The sequence below is a fragment of the Comamonas thiooxydans genome (assembly GCF_000964545.1).
Taxonomy (GTDB): domain Bacteria; phylum Pseudomonadota; class Gammaproteobacteria; order Burkholderiales; family Burkholderiaceae_C; genus Comamonas; species Comamonas thiooxydans.
On record NZ_BBVD01000009.1, the window covers coordinates 239,411 to 262,205 of the forward strand.

A 22,795-nucleotide genomic window follows, 5' to 3' on the forward strand; every position below is an offset into this window, starting at 1 on the left:
GCACTGGCATGAGCGCTTTTTCAACTATTGAGGATCTGCTCGCGCACGAAGGCCATATCGGCCGTGTGCAGGGCATTTCCGTGGGCCATTTCAGCGACTCGCGTCGCCCCACGGGCTGCACCGTCGTGCTGTGCCCCCAGGGTGCCGTGGGCGGTGTGGATGTGCGCGGCGCAGCCCCTGGCACGCGCGAGACCGATTTGCTGCACCCCAGCAATCTGGTGCAGGAGGTCCACGGCATCATGCTGGCCGGCGGCAGTGCCTGGGGGCTGGACGCAGCCACAGGGGCCGTGCGCTGGCTGGAAGAGCAAGGTGCCGGCCTGAATATCGGCGTGGGCCGGATTCCGCTGGTGCCGGCAGCCGTGTTGTTTGACGTGATGATGGGCGATATGCGCATACGCCCCGATGCTGCGGCCGGCTATGCCGCCTGCCGGAATGCGGGGCCGGACTCCGGCACCGGGCGACCCGCCGAAGGCAGCGTAGGCGCTGGCGCTGGCGCCGTGGTAGGCAAGGTCTTCGGCCACGAGCGCGCCATGAAGGGCGGCATAGGCACGGCCAGCTTTACCGTCGATGGCGTCACCGTAGGAGCCATCATTGCCTGCAATGCGCTGGGCGATGTATTCAACCCCTTCAACGGTGAGTTGCTGGCCGGGGCACGCACGGCAGACGGCCTGCAATTGTGCGGCACCCGCGATGCCTTGCTGACGGGCGAAGAGCCCAGGCCGATTCTGGCCGGCAGCAACACCACGATAGGCGTCGTAGCGACCGACGCTACCATCACCAAAGCCCAGGCCCACCGCCTGGCCGTGGTAGCCCATGATGGCCTGGCACGTGCCATCAACCCCGTGCACACCATGAGCGATGGCGACAGCCTGTTTGCCCTGGGCACTGGCCGCAGCGGAAAATCGCCGGGAATGATGACGCTGAGCACCTTGGCGGCCGAAGCCGTGGCCATAGCCACCGCACGCGCCGTCTTGCTGGCTCAATCGGTACAGATCGAAGGCCAGACGACACTACCCAGCCACCAGGATTTAAGCGCAAGAAGCTAGGCCATCGCCTCAAGTCGCCGCAACTGCCCCTGTGTCAACAATTTATCGCGCATGCGGCGCGTCATGGACTGGGTGCTTCCGTCTTCGGCGGTAAACAGAAACAGGCTTTGCTGCGGGCTGACCCAGGTGAGCTTGGTGCGCAGCTGCTGGCGCTCGTTGCACAGCTCCACCCAGGTGCCCAAAGGCCATTCGGCAACATCAGCAGGCTTGCTCTGCCCCATGGATGCATGCGTCGGCATGGGAGCAGAAACAACTGCTTCAGTCTCATTCAATGGAGCACTGACTATCTTTTGCGGCGCTGTGGTCTTGAAGACAGGTCCTGAGGAATGGGTTGCAGCCTGAACCTGCGCCTCTCGCATCACGGCCACTGATGGCGGATCCTCGACTCTGTCGGTCAGCACCGGCAAGGTGATATCCAGTCCTGCGCGCACGGTTTCTGAGGCACCATCCAGACCCGCCAGCACGCTGGGCAGTTCACCGAGTACATCCACCCTGGCAAATTCGTCGGAGCCGGACAGGCCCGCAGCCTCGGCCGCATCCAATACCCGCTGCTGAAGGCTTCCCAGCCGGGCCGCCAGTGCGGCGATTTCGACATCCGTGCGGCCCACGCTGCGCAAGCCTCGCGCCAGGCGGCGCTGCAACTTGGGCGCCATGGCCACCAGCCGCGTCACATCCTGAGCGGCCTGCGGCGACACGCTCCACAGCAGGCTGGGCACCAGCGCCAGATAGCCACCCGGGTCGCGCTCCTGCCCTGGTTCGGCCCGCTGCTGTGCTTGGGCAATCACACCGGCCCACGGGCCCGTCACAAAATCCAGAATATCTTCAGGCACACCCTTGGCACTGGGCAAGCTGCGAATCATCTGCGCCAGTTGCAGGGCATCGGGCTTGGTCTGCTCGATGGCGCTCACAACTTGACGATCGACCAGCCCCAGCGCCGAGCTCATCAGCCCTTGCCGCGTGGAATGCTCGACTTCGGTATGCTGGCTCAGCGCCGCAATGCGGCTCATACGACCTTCCGGCGGCCACTGCTCGCGCACAAATTGCAGCACTCGGGCAAATACATTGGCATTTGCCTGCCCTGCACTAGCCAACTGGTTCGCCGCAGCCTCTGCCACGGTGATGAAGTGGGCAAATCCCAGAGCAGATTCGCTGGCAAACCAGAGACTGCGAGCCGTCAGCTCGTCCAGCAACTGCCGTGCCGGGTGCAAGCGATCTTCAAAGAAAACACCGTCTTGCGCCACCAACTGGCTCAACATGGGTTCAAGCCGCAACAAGACCCGCTGCACCGGCGGCAGCAGGCGGCCGTCGCTGGTCATATGGCTCATCATTCGCTGCAGCGTGCGTATCTGAATCAGAGCACTGGGCGCCTGACTGGGCTGTGGTGCGCGCAATCCCCTCAGAGCACTGGGTACCCAGGGTTGTTGCGAAGTCTGCAGCGCATTGGCCGAATACGAAGTCCAGCCTGGCTCCAGCCCCGAATCTTGCACAGGCGCGATAGAGGCCGGCTCGGTCGCCGGCCAACCCGCCAGCATGGAGTCCGTCAGCGACTGGGGCACGGTGCAGCGCGAATCATCAATCCAGCGCAGATCTGAGGCCAACTCCTGCAACAACCGCAAGGTCAACAGGCATTGAGGCCGGGTGTCACCGTCCGCGCCATAGCGAGCAGGCTGCACGCCATGCTGGCGCAGCAAATTGGCAGCACGGGAATATTCAGAAGCCAGAATCGAGCCCAGCTGCTGCGACATGAATTCATGCCAGCAATCGGCCACTTCCGTGGCGGGCTGAACAGCCGTCAACGACTGGCTCAAAGCGCGTACATAGTTCTCCAGCCGCAGCGGATTGCACTCTGGCCGAGCGGATTCAAGCCCCTGAGCGCCGCTCATCAACGCATCCAGATCGGCCAGCGCCAGCTCGACCTGGGGCTCGACCATCTGCACCAGCTTGTGCTCGGCCTTGAGCTGGCGGCTGGCCGACTCGGCCATGGCCGCCAATGGCAAAAGCCGGCCAGTGACAGTATCCAGCGTCTGTGCAGAAAAGGAAAAAGGTTGGCGCGCTGACAGTACCAGCGCCTCCAGCAAATTCTGCGGGAAGCTGCTGATCACCGAGGCCCGGTGCTGCTGCAGGTTATGCAGCGCAGCGCCGAGCACATCGCGCCTTACAGAGTGGGAACCCGTCGAAAGCGATTGCTCCAACGCATATTCGGTGCGCTGCAACAATCGCAGCGCGAATGCATCAGCGCCACGCACCACCTGGACAAGGCAGGTGCGCAGCACGGAAACGGATGCATGTGCGAGGCTCATAGCCCCTAAGAATACCCGCTCCAGCCGATGCTGGAGACATTTTGATGCTTACTTCAACGCCTTGTAACGCATGCGCTTGGGCGCAGCACCTTCCTCACCCAGTCGTTTCTTCTTATCGGCTTCGTACTCCTGGTAGTTGCCGTCAAAGAATACCCACTGGGAATCGCCTTCGGCGGCCAGGATATGCGTGGCAATACGGTCCAGGAACCAGCGGTCATGCGAGATGACCATCACGGTACCGGCATATTCCAGCAGCGCGTCTTCCAGCGCACGCAGGGTTTCCACGTCCAAGTCATTGGAGGGCTCGTCCAGCAGCAGCACGTTGCCGCCTTGAATCAGCGTCTTGGCCAGGTGCAGGCGACCGCGCTCGCCACCGGAGAGGTTGCCGACCTTCTTTTGCTGGTCTTGGCCGTTGAAGTTGAAGCGGCCCGCGTAAGCGCGCGACGCCATGGTGAACTTGCCCACGGTGATCATGTCCAAACCGCCGGAGATGTCTTCCCACACGGTCTTTTCGTTGGCCAGTTCATCACGGTGCTGGTCCACAAAGGCCATCTTCACGGTCTGGCCGATATCCACCGTACCTGAATCAGGCTGCTCCTTACCCGCTATCAGCTTGAACAGAGTCGACTTACCGGCACCATTCGGTCCGATGATGCCGACGATGGCACCAGCGGGAATGTTCATCGAAAGGTTGTCGATCAGCATGCGGTCGCCAAAGGACTTGGAGACATTGGTGAACTCGATGACCTTGGAGCCCAGACGCTCGGCAACAGGAATGAAAATTTCCTGTGTTTCATTGCGCTGCTGGTATTCGTAATCGCTCAGCTCTTCAAAGCGCGCAATACGGGCCTTGGACTTGGCCTGACGCCCCTTGGCGTTCTGGCGTACCCACTCCAGTTCCTTCTTCAGGGCCTTGGCACGGGCTTCTTCGCCCTTTTGCTCGGCTTCCAGGCGGTTGCCCTTCTGGATCAGCCAGTCGGAGTAGTTGCCCTTGTAAGGAATGCCGTGTCCACGGTCCAGTTCCAGAATCCATTCGGCCGCGTTGTCGAGGAAGTAGCGGTCGTGGGTAATGGCCACCACGGTGCCGGAGAAGCGATGCAGGAACTGCTCCAGCCAGTCCACGGACTCGGCATCCAAGTGGTTGGTCGGCTCGTCCAGCAGCAGCATGTCAGGCTTGGACAGCAGCAGCTTGCACAGGGCAACGCGGCGCTTTTCGCCACCGGAGAGCTGCCCCACGATAGCGTCCCATGCCGGCAGGCGCAGTGCATCCGCAGCGATTTCCAGCTGATGCTCGGAGTCCGTTCCCGCAGCAGCGATGATGGCTTCCAGCTCACCTTGCTCGGCAGCCAGGGCGTCAAAGTCCGCATCTTCTTCTGCGTAAGCGGCGTACACCTCTTCCAGACGAGCCTTGGCATTGTTCACCTCGGCCATGGCTTCTTCCACAGCCTGGCGCACGGTGTGTTCGGGATTGAGCTGAGGCTCCTGGGGCAGGTAGCCGATGGACAGGCCCTGCATGGGGATGGCTTCGCCTTCATACTCCTTGTCCACACCGGCCATGATCTTCAACAGCGAAGACTTGCCCGAGCCGTTCAGACCCAGCACGCCGATCTTGGCGCCGGGGAAGAAACTCAGGGAAATGCCTTTCAAGATCTGGCGCTTGGGCGGCACCGTCTTGGTCAGCTGATTCATCGAAAAAACGTATTGAGCCATGTCCGAATTGCTTTGAGTTACTTGGATTTATGCAAAAAAGTGTGCCGCTTTACACGGCAATCAAACCATGATTATCAGTGCATGCGACAATACCCCTCGCAACAGGCGTCCAGTTGCCTGCTGCAGCAGCACTTCAGCTGGGGACAAAGGAAGCGTTTCCAAGCTCCCAACACGCAAACTATATCTGCCTACAACTGGCCAGGCACCCCACGGGTGCCATGACAGGCTGATACCCCGCGCCCAGGATTGGCGCAATTGATCACAATGACATTTGAAGAACTGAATCTGGCACCCGCCATTCTGAAGGCCGTACAAGAACAGGGTTATGAAAACCCGACTCCCATTCAGGCACAGGCCATTCCTCTGGTTCTCGCCGGGCACGATCTGCTGGCCGGCGCCCAGACCGGTACCGGCAAGACTGCCGCCTTCACGCTGCCCATGTTGCAGCGCCTGGCAAGCGGCACAGCGCCCAAGAACAAGTTTGGCGGCAAGGGCATCCGCACTCTGGTGCTGACCCCTACCCGCGAACTGGCGGCCCAGGTGGAAGAAAACCTGCGTAGCTACGCCAAATATCTGGACATTACCTCCACCGTGATTTTTGGCGGTGTCGGCATGAAGCCGCAGATCGCACGCATCGAAAAAGGCGTTGACGTTCTGGTTGCCACGCCAGGCCGTCTGCTGGACCTGGCTGGTCAGGGCTTCATGGACCTGTCCACCGTCGAGATGCTGATCCTGGACGAGGCCGACCGCATGCTGGACATGGGCTTCATCCATGACGTCAAGAAGGTTCTGGCTCTTGTGCCCAAGGACAAGCAAAGCCTGCTGTTCTCTGCCACCTTCAGCGATGAAATTCGCGAGCTGGCCAATGGTCTGCTGCGCAACCCCCAATCCATCCAGGTCACGCCGCGCAACACCACCGTGCAGCGTATCAAGCAGGTCATCCACCCCGTGGGGCGCGGCAAGAAAAAGCAGGTGCTGCTGCACATCATCCAGGAAAACAACTGGAGTCAGGTGCTGGTGTTCACCCGCACCAAGTTTGGCGCCAACAATGTGGCCGAGTACCTGACCAAGAACGGCGTTTCCGCCATGGCCTTGCACGGCAACAAGAGCCAGAGCGCCCGTACCCAGGCCTTGGAAGGCTTCAAGACAGGCGAACTGCGCGCGCTGGTGGCAACCGATATCGCGGCACGCGGCATCGACATTGATGAACTGCCCAACGTGGTGAACTACGAGATCCCCAATATCTCGGAAGACTATGTACACCGTATCGGCCGTACCGGCCGTGCCGGCCGCGAAGGCAACGCAGTCAGCCTGGTCTGCATGGACGAAGAAGGCTTCATGATGGATATCGAGCGCTTTACCAAGCAGGAGATTCCGGTACAGCCCATCGAAGGTTTTGGTCCTGAAGAAGGCGAGATCGCCGAGCCCATCGCCATGGGCCGACAGACCCTGTGGGGTGGCGCTGGCAAGCCTCCCAGCCGCGATGTAATGCAGGCAGCTGCCAAGGCAGCCCGCCAGGAAATGATGGAGCGTATCCGCTCCAACAAGACTCCCAATGGCAGCCGCGGTGGTCGCCGTCCTGCTGCAGATGCCCAGCAAGGCGAAGCAGAAGGTGAAGCACAGCAACGCCCCGCACGCCAGCACAAGCCTCGCAGCAACAGCCGCGTCAACAGCCAGCGCGGCCAGGGTCAGCAAGCGGTGGAACGTGGCGAACGCAACTCCGATCGCAGCAACTCGTTTGGCCAAAGCGACCGCGCTCCGCGCCCCCAAGGCAATAGCGATCAACAGCGAGCCCCCAAACGCGGCGGCGCCCGCCAGTTCGGTGATCGTGAGCGCGGCAACCGCTACGACGACCAGCCCCCCCGTGCCGATGCGCACCTGGGTACGCAACAAGGCCACGCCCGCCACAACGGCGCGCGCGGCGGCAACGCTGGTGGCCAGCCAGATCCAATGCGCACCAGCGTGGACAGCATGGCTGACCGTGGTCGCCGTGGCGGCTTTGGCGGTGGTCGTGGTGGCTTTGGCGGAGGCAATCGCGGTGGCAACCGTGGAGGCTTTGGCGGCGGTTACGGCCGTTAATCCACGGCGTCTATGGCTGAAGGTGTGAAATCACCTTCAACCCAACCTCCTGAAGGGCTGCAATCTCCAATATTGCAGCCCTTCTGTTTTTTCCAGCTGCAGCATCGCTGCGCGCTGACAGCCGACAGCAAGCCAGCCGACCTAATATGGGTTCCAGATGTGCGAAGCTCGAGCTTTCGCTCTTGGCATGTTCTTTTTATCTGCGTTGAACTTATGACATTTCTTACCAAGCCTGTTTTCTCTCATGCCAAGCGCACGCAGTCCGTCTGGACCCAAAGCATGCTCAAGCTGACGACAGTGGGCTCGGCAGTGCTGTTGACGGCCTGTGCCAATGTGCAGCTGCCGCCCTGGACTGGCATGTCAGGCCCGGCACCGGCCCCTTCCGCAGCAAGTTCTCCTGCCGCCCCTTCGGTGATCAGCCAAGCGGTTGCCCCTACGCCACAGCTGACAGCCCTGCCCTATAACCCGGCCATCGAGTCTCGCTTTACCGACCCCACCACTCTTTATGACACACCGGGTCTGGGTAGCGGGCGACAACAGTTCAGCACGCAGACAGAAATTTCTGCATGGCTGCAATCAATGAGCAGCAAGGCCGGTAACGGCTCGCAACTGTCCACCGTCACTATCGGCACCTCTCAAAGAGGGCTGCCGATTCAAGCACTTATTGCGACTCAGGGCCAAAGCACCCAGGCAACAGCCATCAACAGCAGCGGCAAACCCACCGTGCTTTTGGTCGGCGGCCAGCGTGGCGACGAACCCGCCAGCACTGAGGCCCTGCTGGTCGTCGCACGCGAACTGAGCCAGGGCGGCCTGCTGGCGCCTTTGCTGCAGCAGACCAACATCATCATCGTACCCCGGGCCAATCCTGATGCGGCAGGCACGGCCAGCCACGTCACAGCAGATGGCACAGACCTCGTTCACGATCATTTGCTGCTGAGCACTCCGGAAGCACAGGCCCTCGCCCGCCTGACCCGTAACTACCGGCCTGCAGCTGTGATTGATCTACGTGAATTTGCAGCAGCTGGCACGTTGCTGCAGAAATTTCAGGCCGTGCAGCGCTACGACGTACTGCTGCAACCCGCTGCCACGGCCAATGCACACGAATTTGTCAACAAGGCAGCGCGAGAGTGGTTCAGTCAACCCATACGCAACGCTCTCAAGCAGGCAGAGCTCAGCAATGAATGGTTTTTTCAGCCCAGCGCTCAGCCTGAGGACAAATCAATGTCCATGGCCGGTTTGACTGCCGACACTCTTGCCAACACCAGCAGTCTCAAAAACTCTGTCGCTCTGCTGATAGCCAGCCGCGGCTCCGATCTGGGGCGCCTGCACATTCAGCGCCGCGTGCACAGCCTGGTCACTGCGGCAACTGCAGCACTGCGAGCCACAGCCGAGAAATCAAAAAACCTGAAGCAGGTCGAATCCTTTGTGTCCCGCGACATTTCCGCTCTCGCTTGCCGCAACACCCTGACCATCCAGGCCAAACAAACACCTGAGCAGCGCACCATCCGCATGCTGCAGGCCGAATCCGGCCAGGAAATCGAAGCCCGTGTGGACTGGAATTCATCGCTGAACATAAAGCCCGAACAAAGCCGTCCCCGCCCATGCGGTTACTGGCTGTCAGCTGACTCAGGGCGAGCCGTCGACCGTTTGCGCCTGCAGGGGGTGCAAGTCATGCAGATTGCAGAATCTGGTCAGATGCTGGCAGAAAACTACACCCCATCCCGTACCAGCAGCAACACCCCTGTGCTGACGCGTGGCGCCATTGAAGCGCCAATGGGCAGCTACTACATCACTCTCAACCAGGCAAAAGCGCATTTGGCGACTGCAGCCCTCGAGCCTGACACACCTTTCAGCTATGTAAGCAAAAGCCTGATTACTGCCCTCACGGACATTGCACGCGTCGTCGCCGCACCATCGGTCGTTTTTGAAGAAGAAATGGAATGAAAATATAGAGGCAAGATCGCAGAGTCTTAAATGCACTCTGCAGCACGGCTGATGCAGAAATCAAAAGCCCGTTCATGCAATTGCATGAACGGGCTTTTTCTTCGCTTGGCCTGCCCGACAGGGATCGAACCTGTGACCCACAGCTTAGAAGGCTGTTGCTCTATCCAACTGAGCTACGGGCAGATGATTGATTTCACTAGGTTTTTTCGCTCTGGACTCAACCTAGATTTGCGGAGCGCTCCGCATCGGTCATTTCTCGTTTGATATGACCGGTCGTTATTATGCCTTGGTTCGGGCCGTCTTCGGCACAACGCGCGGCAGGCATGCATCCACCGCCAAAAGGGTTCATGAGTGGCATGCCCGTCCAACTGATTGCGTCCCCGGTTACTTTGCCGCTGGCTGATCGCAGCGCACGCGCGGGCTCGCCCGCCAATGACTTCGCAGGCAAGCAGCTGGATATTACAGACCTGCTGGTCACGCACCCCAAGGCCACGTTTGTGTTGCGCGTGGCCGGCCCGTCCATGCAGGAACACGGCATCGATGACGGCGATATCGTCGTGGTGGACAGGGAGTTGCGCGCTCGTGATGGGAGCATCGTCGTGGCGGTTGTCGAGCGCGAGCTCGTTATCAGAGTGCAGCTCGGGCAGCAGGTCGGCATCGGCGCTGCCCGCCATGGGCTGCCAGTCGCTCAGCACCAGGTCGGTGTGTGATGCGCCCTGGTAGGCAGACATCGCAGCCCCGCCCTTGAGCGGCGCTGCGCCCAGCGGCGCCGCAAACGACGTGCGGCTGCGGCTTTGGCGGCTTAGTTGGTTCTTGCGGCCCATGCTTACACCAGGTAGATGGGCTTGCGCACGGCCTGGCCGTTGCGCTGGGCCAGTTCGGCGTTGATATCGTCAATGGCGCGGCGCAGCTGCGTCGTGTCGGCATTGAACTGCACGGAGCGCGCGCCCACGCCATCGGTGCTGTGGCTGGCCTGAGTGGGGCCGGTCAGGCGCACATCGATGGCGGCCAGATAACTGTCGCGCCGGGCGGTGAGCTGTTCGGTAGTGAGGTGGCTGTAGAGACCCATGCGCCAAGCTTCTCAGCGCAGCGCGGACATTTACAGAGGACAGATGTCACCAAATTATGTCCGCCCCCTTGGGATCTTATGCAGCAATGCCTTTAACAATCAAATTAATAGCAAAGATAAGATACCCGGCACAGAAAACAATATCTTGAGAGGGAAAATGGACGACTACTACAAGCTAGCTGCCGCTTATTTCAAGGAGTTCGAGCCAAGAAGCTCGTTTCCCGGACTCAAGAGCTACCACTGGTATTTATCGATCTTCCTATTCGCACTGTTTTTCTACTTTGGCTACGAATTTTTCTTCGCTGAAATGCCATCAGCAGACAAGCCGTTTTGGCAGTTCTTGGGAATAGAAGTTGCCTTCCTTTTATCTTGTGGGCTAATTGCATTCGAACGTTTCAAACTCACTGTGCGAGCGACCAGCGAAGACAGTGATCTAAGGCCGATTGAGCGCCTGACCATGTCCAAAAGATCAAGGCTAGAGGCCCTACTTGAAAGGCCCGCGTGGAAGTTCATGGCAACAGCCAAAGAAATCATTGAACTTCGGGCCCTGGAAAAAGCCTGCCGCTCGACCTCTGACAAAGACTTTGACGAGCTATTTCCCAAAATCTACGACCCTGAATCCAAAGCGCGGCTGCTGACACTCATGACCGCGTTGATTGGCCTGGTTATCGCCTTTCTTGGCAAGAGTGAAGCCTTGAACTTCATGGAGACGATGGGTGATGAAGGAACATGGGCTTTTTTGAAGGCATTGGCACAGCTAGCCGTCGTGACATTCGTTGCGTGCGTTGTCGCGTATCAGGTTTTGCGCCAAATCTATGAGCTGGTCCTGTACCTCTTTTCGTCCCTATTCCCTGTACTGCACAACCGGCAAGTGACACTGGATTACTTGCTACGCGATCTCATCCAGCTCCATCGTGCAGAGCCCCCGGTTCTGCCTTCAACAGAAGCACCACACAAAGCCAACACCGTTTCAGCCCGCCACATGCCCTTTGCGCCGTCCGTACCTACGCGACGAATTTGGACTGCACGCCGTCGACGTGCGTGAACATGATGTACACACCTTTAAAGATGCAATCGCATCTTTTTATTGCAACTGAGGCTCTGATTCATAAAAATAGATCCGATTGCTTCTTTTTAAGCAAGATCATCTGCTGTAATTTAAAAAAAGATGCAAAAGCATCTATCAGTAGAAAAATTTGCAAAAGCATGCAAAAATAGATGCGAACCAATCTTTTTCTGAACCATGCAACACACCATTCAATCCGTCGCTGATTTGGGCCTGGTGCTGCGGGCCGTACGCAAGAGCCAGGGCCTGCGTCTGGATGACTTGGCTGGTAGCGCTGGCGTAGGCCATGTATTTGCCCGCGAAGTGGAGCATGGCAAGGAAACCGTGCAAATGGGCCGCGTGCTCAAGCTGCTGGAAGAAGCTGGGATCAAGCTCAGCGTTGAAATTCCTTCAGATGCGCTAGAACACCTGCAAGCGCTGCAAGCCACCGGTCTCAAGCCCTTGAAGCCCCGTACAAGCAGCAATAACAAGCAGACCCAGTCATGAGCACTGCACGTCAACTACAGGTGCGCATCAATGACCAGATTGTCGGCACCCTCAGTGCACAAGACGATATCTGGCGCTTTGCTTATAGACCTGAATGGATAGCAAACTCCCAAGCATTTGCGATGGCTCCCGGGCTACCGCTGTCTGAAAATGAATATATCGATGGCTCAACCCAGCGCCCCGTGCAGTGGTACTTTGACAACCTGCTGCCCGAAGAAAACCTGCGCAGCGTTTTAGCCAAAGAAGCCCAGATTGACGAAGCCGATGCCTTTGGGCTGCTCACCTACTTTGGGGCGGAATCAGCAGGCTCACTGGTTCTTGCTTTGCCAAATGCACCTGCAGCGGCAACCGGCCTGATTGCGCTGCCCCTGCCAGAGCTGGATGCGCGCATTCGCAACCTGCCCCGTGCCACACTGACGCACAACGCCCCCAAGCGCATGTCTTTGGCAGGTGCGCAGCACAAGATGGTGGTGATCTACCGAGAGGGCGAGCTATTTGAGCCACTGACCGGCACCCCGTCCACCCACATCCTCAAGCCCGACAGCCAATCGACGGACTACCCGCACTCCGTCATCAACGAATACTTCAGCATGCGGCTGGCCGCTGCAGTGGGCTTGAACGTACCCGCCGTACACCACCTCTATGCGCCAGAGCCCGTTTACCTTATTAATCGCTTTGACCGCAGCCCAGCACCAGACGGCAGCACACAGCGCCTGCACATCATTGATACCTGCCAACTACTGGGCAAATCACGCGCTTTCAAATACGAGCAAGCCACACTGGGCACCTTGACACAGGCCATTGAGCAATGCAGCGCCAAGGCGCTGACACGCTTGCAACTGTACCGCTGGCTGGTGTTCAACTACCTGATCGGCAACGCAGACAACCACCTCAAGAACATCTCATTCCACATCAGCCACGAAGGCATCCGACTGGCCCCTGCCTACGATCTACTTTGTACTGCCGTGTATGACACAAAGGCTTTCAACGACAACCCTGTATGGCCAGCAACGCAGCTAGCTCTTAGCCTGGGTGAAGCCACAAGATTTGACCAGATCAACCGTGCCACCATGCTTCAAGCAGGTAAAGCGCTGGGCCTGAGTCAATCTACCGCCCTGCGCGAGCTGGAGAAAATGCGCAAAACACTGCCCGAACAGGCAGACCAGTTGCTTGCCGAAATAGAAGCCAGCTACCCCGCCCAAATCGCAGCCAGCCCAGACCCTGGCAAAGCAGCGCAATACCAGGGCGGCGAGTGGCGCCTGCTGCTAGCGATACGCCACGTGATCTTGAAAGAAACCTTGCAACGCCTGCAGTAACCCCCGAACAAAAACAAAGCCCCTGCCAGCCAACGCCAGCAGGGGCTTTTTGTCATAGTGACAAAAACTTCAAGCCGAATCAGCCTCTAGCGCTTATCCATCAAGCGCTAGAAGCTATCAAATTTGCTTACTTGAAGGTCATCATCAGCAGGTCGGGCGCGGCTTGCGAGGTGGGAAGGCCGGGCTTGGCGGCCTGCTTTTCGCGATGCTGGGCGCGTTGGGTAAGGCGCTGGGTGCAAGCGGTGGCCAGGGTGGCGAGCTGGGCGTCGGTGGCTGAGAGGATCTCGCCGCTGGCAATGCGCTCGGGCAGCGCGTTGAAGGAGACGATCATCTGGTCGTCACCAATGGGCTGGGCATGGGGCACGCTGGGCTGGCCTTCGCGATCGTAGCCCAGGTTGAGCAGATAGCGGGCGTGGCGCCAGTCGGTGCTGTCTGCAGCCATCACGGCGTCGAACACGGCCTGCGTGACCTGGGCTGCCGCCTGAGTGGCCAGTCGCTGGGCGAGCTGGATGCGCTGCGGGTCTTGCGCGGGCTTCTGCAGCTCGGCTTCCATGCGGTTGAAGGCGGCGATATAGGCCAAGCGCCTCTTTGCCGGTAAAGCCCATGGCCAGCAACATGAAGCCTTCGCGGGTCATGCGGTAGGCACTTTCCTCGCGTGATGCACCGCTGCCGATTTCAACGAAATGAACCATGCGCGCAAAATTGCGCGCATGGTCTTCTGGCATCTCTGCAGTCAAGCTCCGGATGGCGCGCATCACATCACGATGACGTTTGCCAAAGAACTGAGCGACCTGAAGACTTGTAGTGGTGACAGTGCCGTCGTGAATGGAAAGCTCAGGACGAGCAGCGACGACGGATGCAGAAGAACCGGTAGAGATGTCAGCCATGGTGAGGCTCCTGTTGATGGACTTTGAGCCATCACCTCCCCTGCCAAGAGAAGGTGGTGGACCGTGCAGGGTTGGCAGACCGGCAACAGGCACCGGCACACCCTCGCGGGTGTCCCCACACGGCCCACCGTAAAGCGGAGCCATGTGCACGCAGACATGCTCTAGAAAGCAAAAAGCCGCTGACCATCTTTGTATGGCGCGGCCGCTGCGCCTGTTGTTTCCGGGCTGCCAAGCCCAGATCACGCTTACGGGCGTGACGCTCAAATTCTACTTCAAAACAAACTACAGCTGCAATTCGTTTATTCATCCGAAAATCCTTGTCAAGGGAATTTCGCACCTAATCGCTGGGTAATGCAAATAAAATAACAAAAAGATACAAAATGTAATTAACCAATTTTGGTTAATTCACAAGAGGATCCAATGGAGTACGCAGCAGCACTGAAGGTTGGTCAGAATGATATTAAAGCTCTTGTTAATTTAGAAAGTTTCAGAAGGGATAGATTCGCCCCTATTTTGATGATGCGAGGCATCGACAGAAAATATATAGATAATTTTCTTCAAACGTGGGGACCTACCAATTTTTATCTAGACACATCCAGATATAAAATCGACGAAGATGACCCATTCTTGGTCTCAAGCCAAGTTAACGATCCAAGCAATTTTTACAAAAATAAATTCGATTTTTATCAAAGCTGTAAATCAATAAATAACTCATTGATACCAACAGTCGGCTGGAAAGCAAATGACCCAGCAAGAGAAATAGTACAGTTCGCATTAAATCTAGAGAAATCTTACGAGTGCATCGCAATAAGATTTGATGCTGCAGCTGACGGCGATAACGAAATCAACATCGTTAGAAACATATTAAACTCAGTACAAAATCCAAAAAAATTTGACGTAATCATTGACTATGGGAAACAATTAAAACTAACAACAACACCATCAAATGCATCTGCAATTGTAAATGAATTGATGAAAAATTATGGTGTGCGAAAAATAATCCTGCTCAGTTCATCTTTCCCGGAAGATAAACCACCATCAGGGACAACTAGATACATGCCATGCAATGACCTAATTTGGCAAATCCCCCTTATAAGAGCAGAGAAAAAAGATAACATTATCTATGGCGATTATGCAGCCACAAACCCGGACTCCATTGTGGAATATATTCCGGGGATGGCTGTCATACCTTTTGCAAATTATTTGGAGACTTACGATTGGTGGCAAGGCCGCAAAGGTAAAGACAAAGAATTTTCAAAATATGTTGACTTAGCCAAAGATATCATCAGCCTTCCCGGATATCACGGAGATAACTTCTGCTGGGCTACTAAGGAAATATCTAGAATCGCAAAACTACCAGCAATACAAGGAGAAAGATATGGTAGCAACGGTAGCTGGAATGGTTACAAAGTAAACCAGCATATTTGCGCCATTCTTGAGAACTTCAGCAAAATTGTAGCTAGCTCTTCTGGTTCACAAGGAAGTGGACAAGCAGATGAGGATGAAGACGAGTTCTAAGATACAGAGTATCTTTCTTTAATCGCCTTTAGCACATAAGCCTTCAACAAATCGACCGACACCGAATTTGAAACTCGGTGTCGAACTTCTTTAATCAACTCTTTTCTTGTAACAGAAAGCCCTTGCTCTTTGCACAATTCATCGAGCTCTTTTCTCCACAGCAAACCAGTTAGATCATACGAATTAACAGACTTGTTCTGTTGAGCAGGTCGCAAAACAGCCAACGCACCGTACTCATCAACAATGAGAATTCCGACAGCAGGAATGGACTCCGACAGAGCTCGAACGGCATGCTTACGGTGGCAGCAAAGCCACACTTCATCAAAAACTCGCAGGTAAGCATCCATCTGGTGCGGCCAGCGAGTCAACGTATCAGCTTCGGACTTAACTTCAAAACCCGTCAACTTTCCGTTTGCATGCACTAAATCGGCCCGGCAGGTCTTGTCGATGATGCACAGCTCATCAACCAATACATCCGCAGGCCCAGGATCTTTGGCATTGACGACCCACGAGCGGAGCATTTGACGGATTTTTTCAGGGCTTTGCATAGCTGGATGATTATAAGTATCGACAACAGGAGACAGCTCTAAGTGAGACTACGAGATTTCGGTGGCACAGAACAAGGTGCAATAGGCTTAGAGCCAACCTCTGTGCTAGAAAGCAACCGCTGCACCTGTCTCACACTCAGCCCAAACCGGCAAGCCAGCTCCCGCGCATTACACCTATCAAAGCTGGCGCGAATCTCTTGAGCCACACGCTCCCGCTCCCGCTCCCGCTCCCGCTCATTGCGCACATAGACATTGAGCCCACCCAGCCGCTGCACATAGCGGCGCACCAGCTCTTCCGTCAAATCCTCCACCCGCTCCACGCCATGGCATAGCGCGGCGGCGGCCAGCTCTTCACTAACAGGCCATGCCTTTGCAAGGTAAGTCCAGTGAGGCATCCCAATTGAAGCCGCAGCCCCCCAACACCACGGGCGTGATGATTGCGGTCGATGGGACGGAAATGCCTTTGGTGGAAGGCTATTGAGGAAGCAGCGAGTTCATGAGGGCAGATTCAGACTTTTAGCCCAAGCCTCTGCGGTCCTTGTAGCTGACTGCGACAGGCCATCCTGGGCGGCCTGCAGACTCTGACCGCCACCAGCAGGGCAATTGGTGCAGCCGGCATTCGGGCCACAGGTGCAGACCGCTGTAAGCGTCTGAGATCCGCGACCCTGAATTGAGTTGACCACATCCCGGATAAATGCCCCCAGTTCTGTCGCGCTCTTGGTGTGCACCAAATGAGGCGCCAGCGCATGCACAAGGGAATACTCCAGGTCGTTGCGGTGATCGCGCTGCACCCCGACCACGTTCGACCCTAGTGTGCCACCCGTCTTGGGTTCCAGCTCCTTGAGCTTCTTCAGGATCTTGTCGGCCACTTCCACGATGGGCAGCGCCAGCAGCGCGGAGCTGAACAGCGCGAACAGCATGATGTCGATCACCAGGGCGGAATCGCTGCAAAGACGGTAGCCGAACACGGCCAGGAGCAAGGCGATGACCACATAGAGGATGGCTGTCGCGTGCTTCTTGATGAATTGCATGGTTACTCCAGATTCCGGCAGCCGGCCGGTGCGGGCCGGAAGGCTTAGAAAGCAGAGATGCGCTCGCCCAGGATCACAGACAGCTCGCGCATCACATCGAGCTGGCGGCGCATGCGGGCCTGCTCATCGGGGTCCAGCTGGCGGAACAAGGCATTGCGCAGGATGAACTCATCCAGCTTGGTGATACGAATGTCCAGCTCCTGCTTTTCATCCAGCACGCGTTGCTGGTGAGGCGGTAGCGCGCCGGCGCTGGCAGTGCCACCGTTGATGCAGTGCTCCAGCATCGCCTTGGCCTGGCCGAAGTGCAGCAGGTTCGTGCCAGTGGGGCTCATGCCAGCGTGTGCCGGGCGGGTGAAGGTAATGCCACAGTCAGGCGCAAAGTCAGCCGGCAGTGGCCAGGACAGGAAGCGGCCGACCATCTGCTCCGTGATCGCAATTTTGCTCATTGGGTTTCCTTGGTTTGAGGAATCACTGGCCAGGCTGCGCGGCAGGTTGCTGCATCAGCTGCGTGGCCATCAGCTCGGATTGCCAGCTCCGTGTATCGCTGGCTGCACTGTCCGAATACGCGGCTGAGGGCTCGGGCGTACTCGATGAGGGCGGCGGGGGAAGCGTCGGCAAGTCGCTGCTCGGCTTCGGACAGTTGCTTGTGCAGGCCGTCACGCTCACGGCGAGCGCGATCTGCAGCAGCCTGCAAGCCGGCCTGCTTCTGGATGGCGTCATTCAGGGCTCCTTGGTATTTGTCGTTGACCGTGCGTTCCACGGCCAGCACGCGCCGGCCCGCGGACGTGCGTTCATCAGCGATCTGCTCGCGGTACTGGCTGGCCTGCAGACGCTCGTCGGCCAGCTCCGCTCCCAGGCGCGCAGCCTGGAAAGACCACGCCAGCGTCGCGCCGGCAGCCGCGGCCGCCAGGGATGTGTAGAGGGTCAGCCGCGCCATGACAGCCCCCACTCGCAGAGCTCGGCATTCGCATCCCCGCGGATCTTCAAACCGGGCAGCACCACGGACAAGCCATTGACCGTACCCTTGTTCCAGCGGACGTTTTCACGGCAGGCCTTGACCCAGTTGCCCGCGTTCGCATCGCGCCTCATGGTGCTGGTCTGGAAATTCCCATCGCCCTTGTTGTGCAGGAAGTCGTAGAACGTAGCCTGCTGAAATGGGTTGTAGCTGCCCCAGTAAGTCAGTGAGCGCTTGGCGATCTGCTCATACTGCACATAGCGCTGTTTCTCCAGGCGGAAACAATCGGCAAGGCTGTACCACTTGCCGGCGATCACATCCTTGCCGGTCAATCCATTGCAGACCGTCAGCGGCTGCCCCTTACCCAGCTTGTCCACGTAGGGCGTGCCGATGTGGCGATTGCTGGATTCATAGAACGCGGCCATGACCATGGCAATGCGCATGCCATCCGGCATGTCGAGGTCGGCCGCCACGGTCTGGATGTATTGATTCTGCTGTGCCTCAGCCGTCGCGGCCTGGTCAACGTAATAGCTGCCGCCGCCCAAGCCGCTCAACACCAGCAAGGCACAAATGCTGGCGCGCAATTGCGCTGGAATCTTGCTCATGGCGTGCCCCCTACGGCAGCCTTGGCCTTATCGCGCAGCTCCTGGCGCGCCTGCTCATGCACATAGTCACGGCGCCATTTCCAAATCAGATAGGCCGCCTGCAGCGCCACAAAAGCGATGGTTGCCACCACGGCCCAATCACTGAGAGGAAGCCCGCCCAGTCGCGCTGCGCCGGCTGATGCGGCTCCGGGCGTGGTCTGCACGGCCGCAATGGCTATGTCTTGTTTTTGCTCGGCACTCAGATGCTGGTGAATGCCCAGCAGCGCCAGCATTGATGCGAGAGCTTTTTTCATGCCCCGAAGTTTTCCGGGAGCGGGCTCAGCGGTCGAACCCTAGAGGGGTGCTACGAATATCGATCTAGGGCCAGAAGTAATCCTTATCGTTTCTAGACATACCGCAACAATGCGCGGCAAATCAGTTGGTAATGTAGAACGTCTATCTAGCAACATGCTAGCCTTACCTTGATCAGTCTTGAACAAGCTCGAATGTGCTGGAGCCGCCTGCGGTGAACGAACCAGAGCTATTGCGTGCATCTGTTTCTGCACTCTGGTTCTGCCGGCCATCGAGCCAACCGGAGTGCTGCCTTGCGCCGTTCCATTCTTCTTGTCCTCGCTTCTTTCTTTGTGATTTGGGCAGTGGAGGCTTTTTGGCTCTCACCATCGCCACCTGGTGACCTGCTGTGGGTGATGCGGCAAGAAGGCATGCTGCTCACCGGTATTCTGGCTTTGGGGGCCATGACTGCCATCATGGTTTTGGCCTTGCGCCCTCGGTGGGTGGAGTCGCCTTTGGGCGGCATGGATAAGGCATACCGTTTGCACAAATGGCTGGGCATCATTGCCATTACGTTGAGCTTGGCGCACTGGCTGGCCAAGCAGTCCAAGCCCCTTATCGCGACGGCTATTGGTAGCACTGGCAGGCTGGCCAAAGTACCCGTGCCCGAGTGGGTCAGCCTCCTAAAGCCCTATGCCAAAACCTTGGGCGAATGGACCTTCTATGCATTGATCCTGATGCTGGTCATTACGCTGGCTCGTCGCGCAGTTCCATACAAGCGCTGGTACTGGTTTCATCGATTCATGCCTCTGGCGTATTTGATACTGGTGTTTCATGGCATTGTGCTGACTCCTCCTGGCTATTGGAGCGGAGTGGGCGGCTGGCTGCTGGCGTTGACAATGGCCCTCGGCGTCGTTGCCGCCGTGATGCAACTGGTGCGTGACCTGCGATCGCGCTATCCCCATGCGGGCACCGTACTGTCATGCACACAGCTCGGCGATGTGCTGGAGGTGCAATGCCGTATGGATGATTCCTGGCCAGGCCATGCTGCGGGGCAATTCGCCTTTTTGCGCCTAGCGGGGGAGCAAGAGGCGCACCCGTTCACGCTGTCCGATGCGGACCAGCAAGATCATGTCGTGCGCTTTCACATCAAACAACTGGGCGACTGGACTCGCAGCCTGCCCGAGCGTCTGCAGCCCGGCATCGTTGTGGAGCTGGACGGTCCTTATGGCCGCTTTGTGCCTCCGGATCACGATGATGGTGCCGTGCACGTATGGGTTGGCGCCGGCGTTGGCGCAACCCCCTTTCTATCGTGGCTAGGCCAACTACACCATGACGGTCATGCCCCTCAGGCCTGGCTGCAATACGCCTGCCAGCATGCAGCCGATCCTCTTGCCCAAGCTCTGGAAGAGGCTGCGACGCTTCATCCCGATGTGCATCTGGATATCTTTGCTGATGGCCGTCGCTGGTCGCCCAAAGAGGTGCTTCAACGTTATCAAACCAATAAGCCGCTGCGGGTGTGGTTTTGTGGTCCCGCTGCCATGGGCAAGCAATTAGAGCTGACCCTCAAGCAATCGCTACCAGCGGATTCCTGGCAACTGCACAGAGAACACTTTGAGTTTCGATAAAACTATCGCGGAGGAAATTCACCAGACCTACCAGAGCTTCAACCTGGATTGATTCGTCACCAGGCCCTTCTTACTGATCCAGCGATCCGCTGTAGTTCCAGCTAACCCCACCGCGAATGTCCGCCGACGCAGACACCATGCTCCAGGCGCTGGCCACGCGCTGCGCTGAAGTCGTGAGGCCAATCTTGGCCGCCTCCAGCCGCACGGCATTGCTCTGGATGGCCACATCGGCATTGAGCTTGGCCGTCTGCAGGCTGATGTTGCTGCCGGCCTCGTACTGCTTGATGTCAGCCTCCCAGCGGCGCGTATAGTTCGCGGCCGTCGCCTCGATGGCATTGGCGCTCACCTTGTAGCCATCCACCAGAATGGCCGACTGCTTGGCCGCGGCGTCCATCTTGGCTACTTCAGCCGACAGGCGCGCCTTCCAGCCATCCCACTCCAGGCCCTTCGCGGCAATCTTGACCTGGGCCTGGGCAATCGCCACCCGGGCACGCTCGGCCTGAGCGCTGGCAAAGGCGCTATACGCCTGTACCTGGGATCGGTAGGCATCCTGTTTGATGGCCTCGCCCTGGGCGCGCGCCTTGTACAGCTCCACCTTGGAAGTCTCGGCATTGAGGGTTGCCACAAAGGCGCGGATTGCCTCGCCACCGGCCTGAATCCGGGTCTGCTCCAGGCTCACCAGCGTCTGGGCGGCCTGCACGCGGGTCTTGTAAATCTCCACGGCCGCCATGCGCCCATCAATCTCGGCCTTGTAGCGCGCCACCAGCGACTGATTGATCTCGGCCTTGGTCTGCTCGGCCTGCAGCATGGCCTTGTAGACCTCCACCTTGTTCATCTCGGCCTTGATGACAGTTTCATAGGCCATGGCATAGGCGCGGTAGCCATCCAGCAGTGCCTTGAAGCGCTCGAGCGCCGCGTTATGGGTCGCAATGCCATGGTCGGCCGTCGCCTTGGCCGCCTCAAACGACAGGCGATCGAGCTGCATGGCCTGGTCCATCAACTGCCCTTCCAGCGCCAGCCCCTGGGTGATTGCATCCTTGACGTTGCTCTGCTCAAGCTCGGCCTGCTTGATGGCAATATCGCGCGACAGGCCCGAGAGCTTGTCGTGGAACTCGCGCCGGGCATCGGCCAGTTGGCCGACCAGCACGCCGGACGGCAGCGGAAAGCCCAGCGCCTCGGCCGCGCGCATCACCTCCTGCTCACGCGCCAGCGCCACCTGGGTTTCGCGGTCGCGCGATCGATCCCAGATGGCCTGCTCTGCTTCGGGCTTCAGCCCGGTGCCGCCCTGAATGCGGGCGCTGATTACGGCCTGCAGATTACTCAGCAACTGCGAGGCATAGCCTGGCGCACGCTTGAACTCGAATGGCGCAGGCTCCAGCAGCTGCAGCTCGGGCATGTCGTCCAGTTTGGCCAGCCAGTCCTCGTGCAGGTTCACCCCGCCAAACTGGTGCGTGGTCAGCGCCAGAAACTCCGGCGCATCGGGCAGGCTCACATCGGGGGCATCGGGAATCGCCACCTCGCGCATCTGGGGCAAGACCGGCGCCTGGCCGATCACCAGCTCGGGAGCGGCGCCAAAGTCCATGGCCGGCGGCTGCAGATCAAAGCCGGGCACCTCCACATCGGGCAGGCTGGCCAGATCCAGCTGGCCAGGCATATCGCCCGGCACCGCAAAGCCCACCTGCGGCATCGTGGGCAGGTCCGGCACTTCGGGCAAAGATGGTGCCGCAATCGTGCCCCAGCGCACGCTGATGGTGGGGGTGGGCAGCACCAGGTTGTTGAAAGCGTCCTGCATGGACTTGGACTCGCGCAGAGCCTGGTCGGCCAGTGCAATCGAGCGCTGGTACTTGTCCTGAACAATTTCGGCCGGGCCGTTGAAATCAAACTCTGCCATCTCAAACTCTCCGTGTTTTGGACTTCACGCTCATCACCTCCACGCGGTCCAGCGTGAAGGCCTGGCCGTCTGGGGTGCTCAGGCCGAAGCCCAGATAGTTCTCGCGGATGCCCTTGCCCACCGGGCAGCGCGTCTGGTCGCTCTCGCGCAGTGGAAAGGTGTAGCCCCAAGCCTGATCTTTCGGGCCAAATACCGTAAACCGCGCCTCGCCCTGGCCGCGCATGGACAGATAGACCATGGCAATCTGCTGCTTCAGGGTGTTCTCTCGCAGCGTGGCCGGCAGGCGCAGCTCGGTCGTGATCGGCAGACCTGCATCATTATCGCCGCCAAAGGCAAACAGCCCGTCCACACCCGCGCAGTGCGTGGTCGTGACGCTATCAAAATCATGGCGCGTGTACTCGGTGACGGCGCCGCTCAAGGTGTTGCAAACAATGGTGTTCATGGTT

The 22,795-nt window shown here is 58.4% G+C and carries 21 protein-coding genes, 1 tRNA gene and 1 pseudogene; 9 read left to right on the forward strand and 14 right to left on the reverse strand.

Annotation, left to right across the window (positions count from 1 at the left end; genetic code table 11):
- Positions 1-8 precede the first annotated feature (8 nt).
- Positions 9-1,046 carry a P1 family peptidase gene (locus Cth01_RS16295; RefSeq protein WP_045839755.1) on the forward strand — a complete coding sequence of 346 codons (1,038 nt, stop codon included), beginning with the start codon at positions 9-11 and terminating at the stop codon, positions 1,044-1,046.
- Here the strand turns inward: Cth01_RS16295 and Cth01_RS16300 are convergent.
- Together Cth01_RS16300 and ettA are read right to left on the reverse strand one after the other, a co-directional pair.
- On the reverse strand, positions 1,043-3,346 hold the full coding sequence (locus tag Cth01_RS16300) for a DUF1631 family protein (RefSeq protein WP_045839756.1): 2,304 nt from the start codon (positions 3,344-3,346) through the stop codon (positions 1,043-1,045). The two genes, Cth01_RS16295 and Cth01_RS16300, sit on opposite strands and share 4 nt — an antisense overlap.
- A 48-nt stretch (positions 3,347-3,394) precedes the next feature.
- Positions 3,395-5,056: an energy-dependent translational throttle protein EttA gene (ettA, locus tag Cth01_RS16305; protein WP_003063408.1), complete on the reverse strand. Its 1,662-nt coding sequence runs from the start codon at positions 5,054-5,056 to the stop codon at positions 3,395-3,397.
- 264 nt (positions 5,057-5,320) lie between these two features.
- Between ettA and Cth01_RS16310 the strand changes: the two genes are divergently transcribed.
- Positions 5,321-7,135: a DEAD/DEAH box helicase gene (locus tag Cth01_RS16310; RefSeq protein ID WP_045839757.1), complete on the forward strand. Its 1,815-nt coding sequence runs from the start codon at positions 5,321-5,323 to the stop codon at positions 7,133-7,135.
- A 213-nt stretch (positions 7,136-7,348) separates the two neighbouring features.
- Positions 7,349-9,079, forward strand: a complete 1,731-nt coding sequence (locus tag Cth01_RS16315) for a M14 family zinc carboxypeptidase (RefSeq protein ID WP_045839758.1) — start codon at positions 7,349-7,351, stop codon at positions 9,077-9,079.
- 106 nt (positions 9,080-9,185) lie between these two features.
- Here Cth01_RS16315 and Cth01_RS16320 read toward each other — a convergent pair.
- A tRNA-Arg gene (locus tag Cth01_RS16320) sits at positions 9,186-9,262 on the reverse strand.
- Between the two features lie 173 nt (positions 9,263-9,435).
- Here Cth01_RS16320 and Cth01_RS16325 point away from each other — a divergent pair.
- Positions 9,436-9,789, forward strand: coding sequence for a LexA family protein (locus Cth01_RS16325; RefSeq protein ID WP_233425205.1), 354 nt, complete (start codon positions 9,436-9,438; stop codon positions 9,787-9,789).
- Between the two features lie 116 nt (positions 9,790-9,905).
- Here the strand turns inward: Cth01_RS16325 and Cth01_RS16335 are convergent, their stop codons facing one another.
- Positions 9,906-10,148: a hypothetical protein gene (locus Cth01_RS16335; RefSeq protein ID WP_045839760.1), complete on the reverse strand. Its 243-nt coding sequence runs from the start codon at positions 10,146-10,148 to the stop codon at positions 9,906-9,908.
- Between Cth01_RS16335 and Cth01_RS16340 the strand changes: the two genes are divergently transcribed.
- The 3 genes from Cth01_RS16340 to Cth01_RS16350 all read left to right on the forward strand — a co-directional run bounded on the left by Cth01_RS16340 (position 10,147) and on the right by Cth01_RS16350 (position 13,016).
- Positions 10,147-11,193, forward strand: a complete 1,047-nt coding sequence (locus Cth01_RS16340) for a hypothetical protein (protein ID WP_139032125.1) — start codon at positions 10,147-10,149, stop codon at positions 11,191-11,193. The two genes, Cth01_RS16335 and Cth01_RS16340, sit on opposite strands and share 2 nt — an antisense overlap.
- A gap of 198 nt (positions 11,194-11,391) precedes the next feature.
- The gene (locus Cth01_RS16345; RefSeq protein ID WP_034395508.1) at positions 11,392-11,700 is read left to right on the forward strand and encodes a helix-turn-helix domain-containing protein; all 309 of its coding nucleotides are present in this window, start codon (positions 11,392-11,394) and stop codon (positions 11,698-11,700) included.
- Positions 11,697-13,016, forward strand: a complete 1,320-nt coding sequence (locus tag Cth01_RS16350) for a HipA domain-containing protein (RefSeq protein ID WP_045839762.1) — start codon at positions 11,697-11,699, stop codon at positions 13,014-13,016. The genes Cth01_RS16345 and Cth01_RS16350 overlap by 4 nt, the downstream gene beginning before the upstream one ends.
- Positions 13,017-13,143: 127 nt before the next feature.
- Here Cth01_RS16350 and Cth01_RS24330 read toward each other — a convergent pair whose 3' ends face one another.
- Both Cth01_RS24330 and Cth01_RS24510 read right to left on the reverse strand, forming a co-directional pair.
- Positions 13,144-13,596, reverse strand: a complete 453-nt coding sequence (locus tag Cth01_RS24330) for a Rha family transcriptional regulator (protein ID WP_233425211.1) — start codon at positions 13,594-13,596, stop codon at positions 13,144-13,146.
- A 55-nt stretch (positions 13,597-13,651) separates the two neighbouring features.
- Positions 13,652-14,047, reverse strand: a pseudogene (locus tag Cth01_RS24510) (Rha family transcriptional regulator); the annotation flags it as partial.
- A 276-nt stretch (positions 14,048-14,323) separates the two neighbouring features.
- On the opposite strand from Cth01_RS24510, the gene Cth01_RS16360 reads away from it, so the two are divergent.
- The gene (locus Cth01_RS16360) at positions 14,324-15,421 is read left to right on the forward strand and encodes a beta family protein (protein ID WP_072248291.1); all 1,098 of its coding nucleotides are present in this window, start codon (positions 14,324-14,326) and stop codon (positions 15,419-15,421) included.
- Here the strand turns inward: Cth01_RS16360 and Cth01_RS16365 are convergent.
- From Cth01_RS16365 to Cth01_RS16395, 6 genes are all read right to left on the reverse strand, one after another.
- Positions 15,418-15,969 (reverse strand): sce7726 family protein, encoded by a 552-nt coding sequence (locus Cth01_RS16365; RefSeq protein WP_055477417.1) that lies wholly within the window; start codon positions 15,967-15,969, stop codon positions 15,418-15,420. The genes Cth01_RS16360 and Cth01_RS16365 overlap by 4 nt on opposite strands.
- Positions 15,970-16,463: 494 nt before the next feature.
- Positions 16,464-17,000: a hypothetical protein gene (locus Cth01_RS16375; RefSeq protein ID WP_045839763.1), complete on the reverse strand. Its 537-nt coding sequence runs from the start codon at positions 16,998-17,000 to the stop codon at positions 16,464-16,466.
- Positions 17,001-17,044: 44 nt separating this feature from the next.
- Complete coding sequence (locus Cth01_RS16380) at positions 17,045-17,446, reverse strand: crAss001_48 related protein (protein WP_233425206.1); 402 nt, start codon at positions 17,444-17,446, stop codon at positions 17,045-17,047.
- Positions 17,443-17,937, reverse strand: a complete 495-nt coding sequence (locus Cth01_RS16385; protein ID WP_045839827.1) for a hypothetical protein — start codon at positions 17,935-17,937, stop codon at positions 17,443-17,445. Before Cth01_RS16385 ends, Cth01_RS16380 begins: the two co-directional genes overlap by 4 nt.
- On the reverse strand, positions 17,925-18,560 hold the full coding sequence (locus Cth01_RS16390; RefSeq protein ID WP_045839764.1) for a lysozyme: 636 nt from the start codon (positions 18,558-18,560) through the stop codon (positions 17,925-17,927). The genes Cth01_RS16385 and Cth01_RS16390 overlap by 13 nt, the downstream gene beginning before the upstream one ends.
- Positions 18,557-18,853: a hypothetical protein gene (locus Cth01_RS16395; RefSeq protein WP_045839765.1), complete on the reverse strand. Its 297-nt coding sequence runs from the start codon at positions 18,851-18,853 to the stop codon at positions 18,557-18,559. The genes Cth01_RS16390 and Cth01_RS16395 overlap by 4 nt, the downstream gene beginning before the upstream one ends.
- 291 nt (positions 18,854-19,144) lie before the next feature.
- Here Cth01_RS16395 and Cth01_RS16400 point away from each other — a divergent pair, with 291 nt between their 5' ends.
- Positions 19,145-20,458, forward strand: coding sequence for a ferredoxin reductase family protein (locus Cth01_RS16400; protein WP_052703368.1), 1,314 nt, complete (start codon positions 19,145-19,147; stop codon positions 20,456-20,458).
- Positions 20,459-20,528: 70 nt separating this feature from the next.
- Here Cth01_RS16400 and Cth01_RS16405 read toward each other — a convergent pair whose 3' ends face one another.
- Both Cth01_RS16405 and Cth01_RS16410 read right to left on the reverse strand, forming a co-directional pair.
- A complete protein-coding gene (locus Cth01_RS16405) occupies positions 20,529-22,349 on the reverse strand; it encodes a coiled-coil domain-containing protein (protein WP_045839767.1) in 1,821 nt (606 codons plus the stop codon).
- A 1-nt stretch (position 22,350) separates the two neighbouring features.
- Positions 22,351-22,791 carry a hypothetical protein gene (locus tag Cth01_RS16410; RefSeq protein WP_045839768.1) on the reverse strand — a complete coding sequence of 147 codons (441 nt, stop codon included), beginning with the start codon at positions 22,789-22,791 and terminating at the stop codon, positions 22,351-22,353.
- Positions 22,792-22,795: the final 4 nt, after the last annotated feature.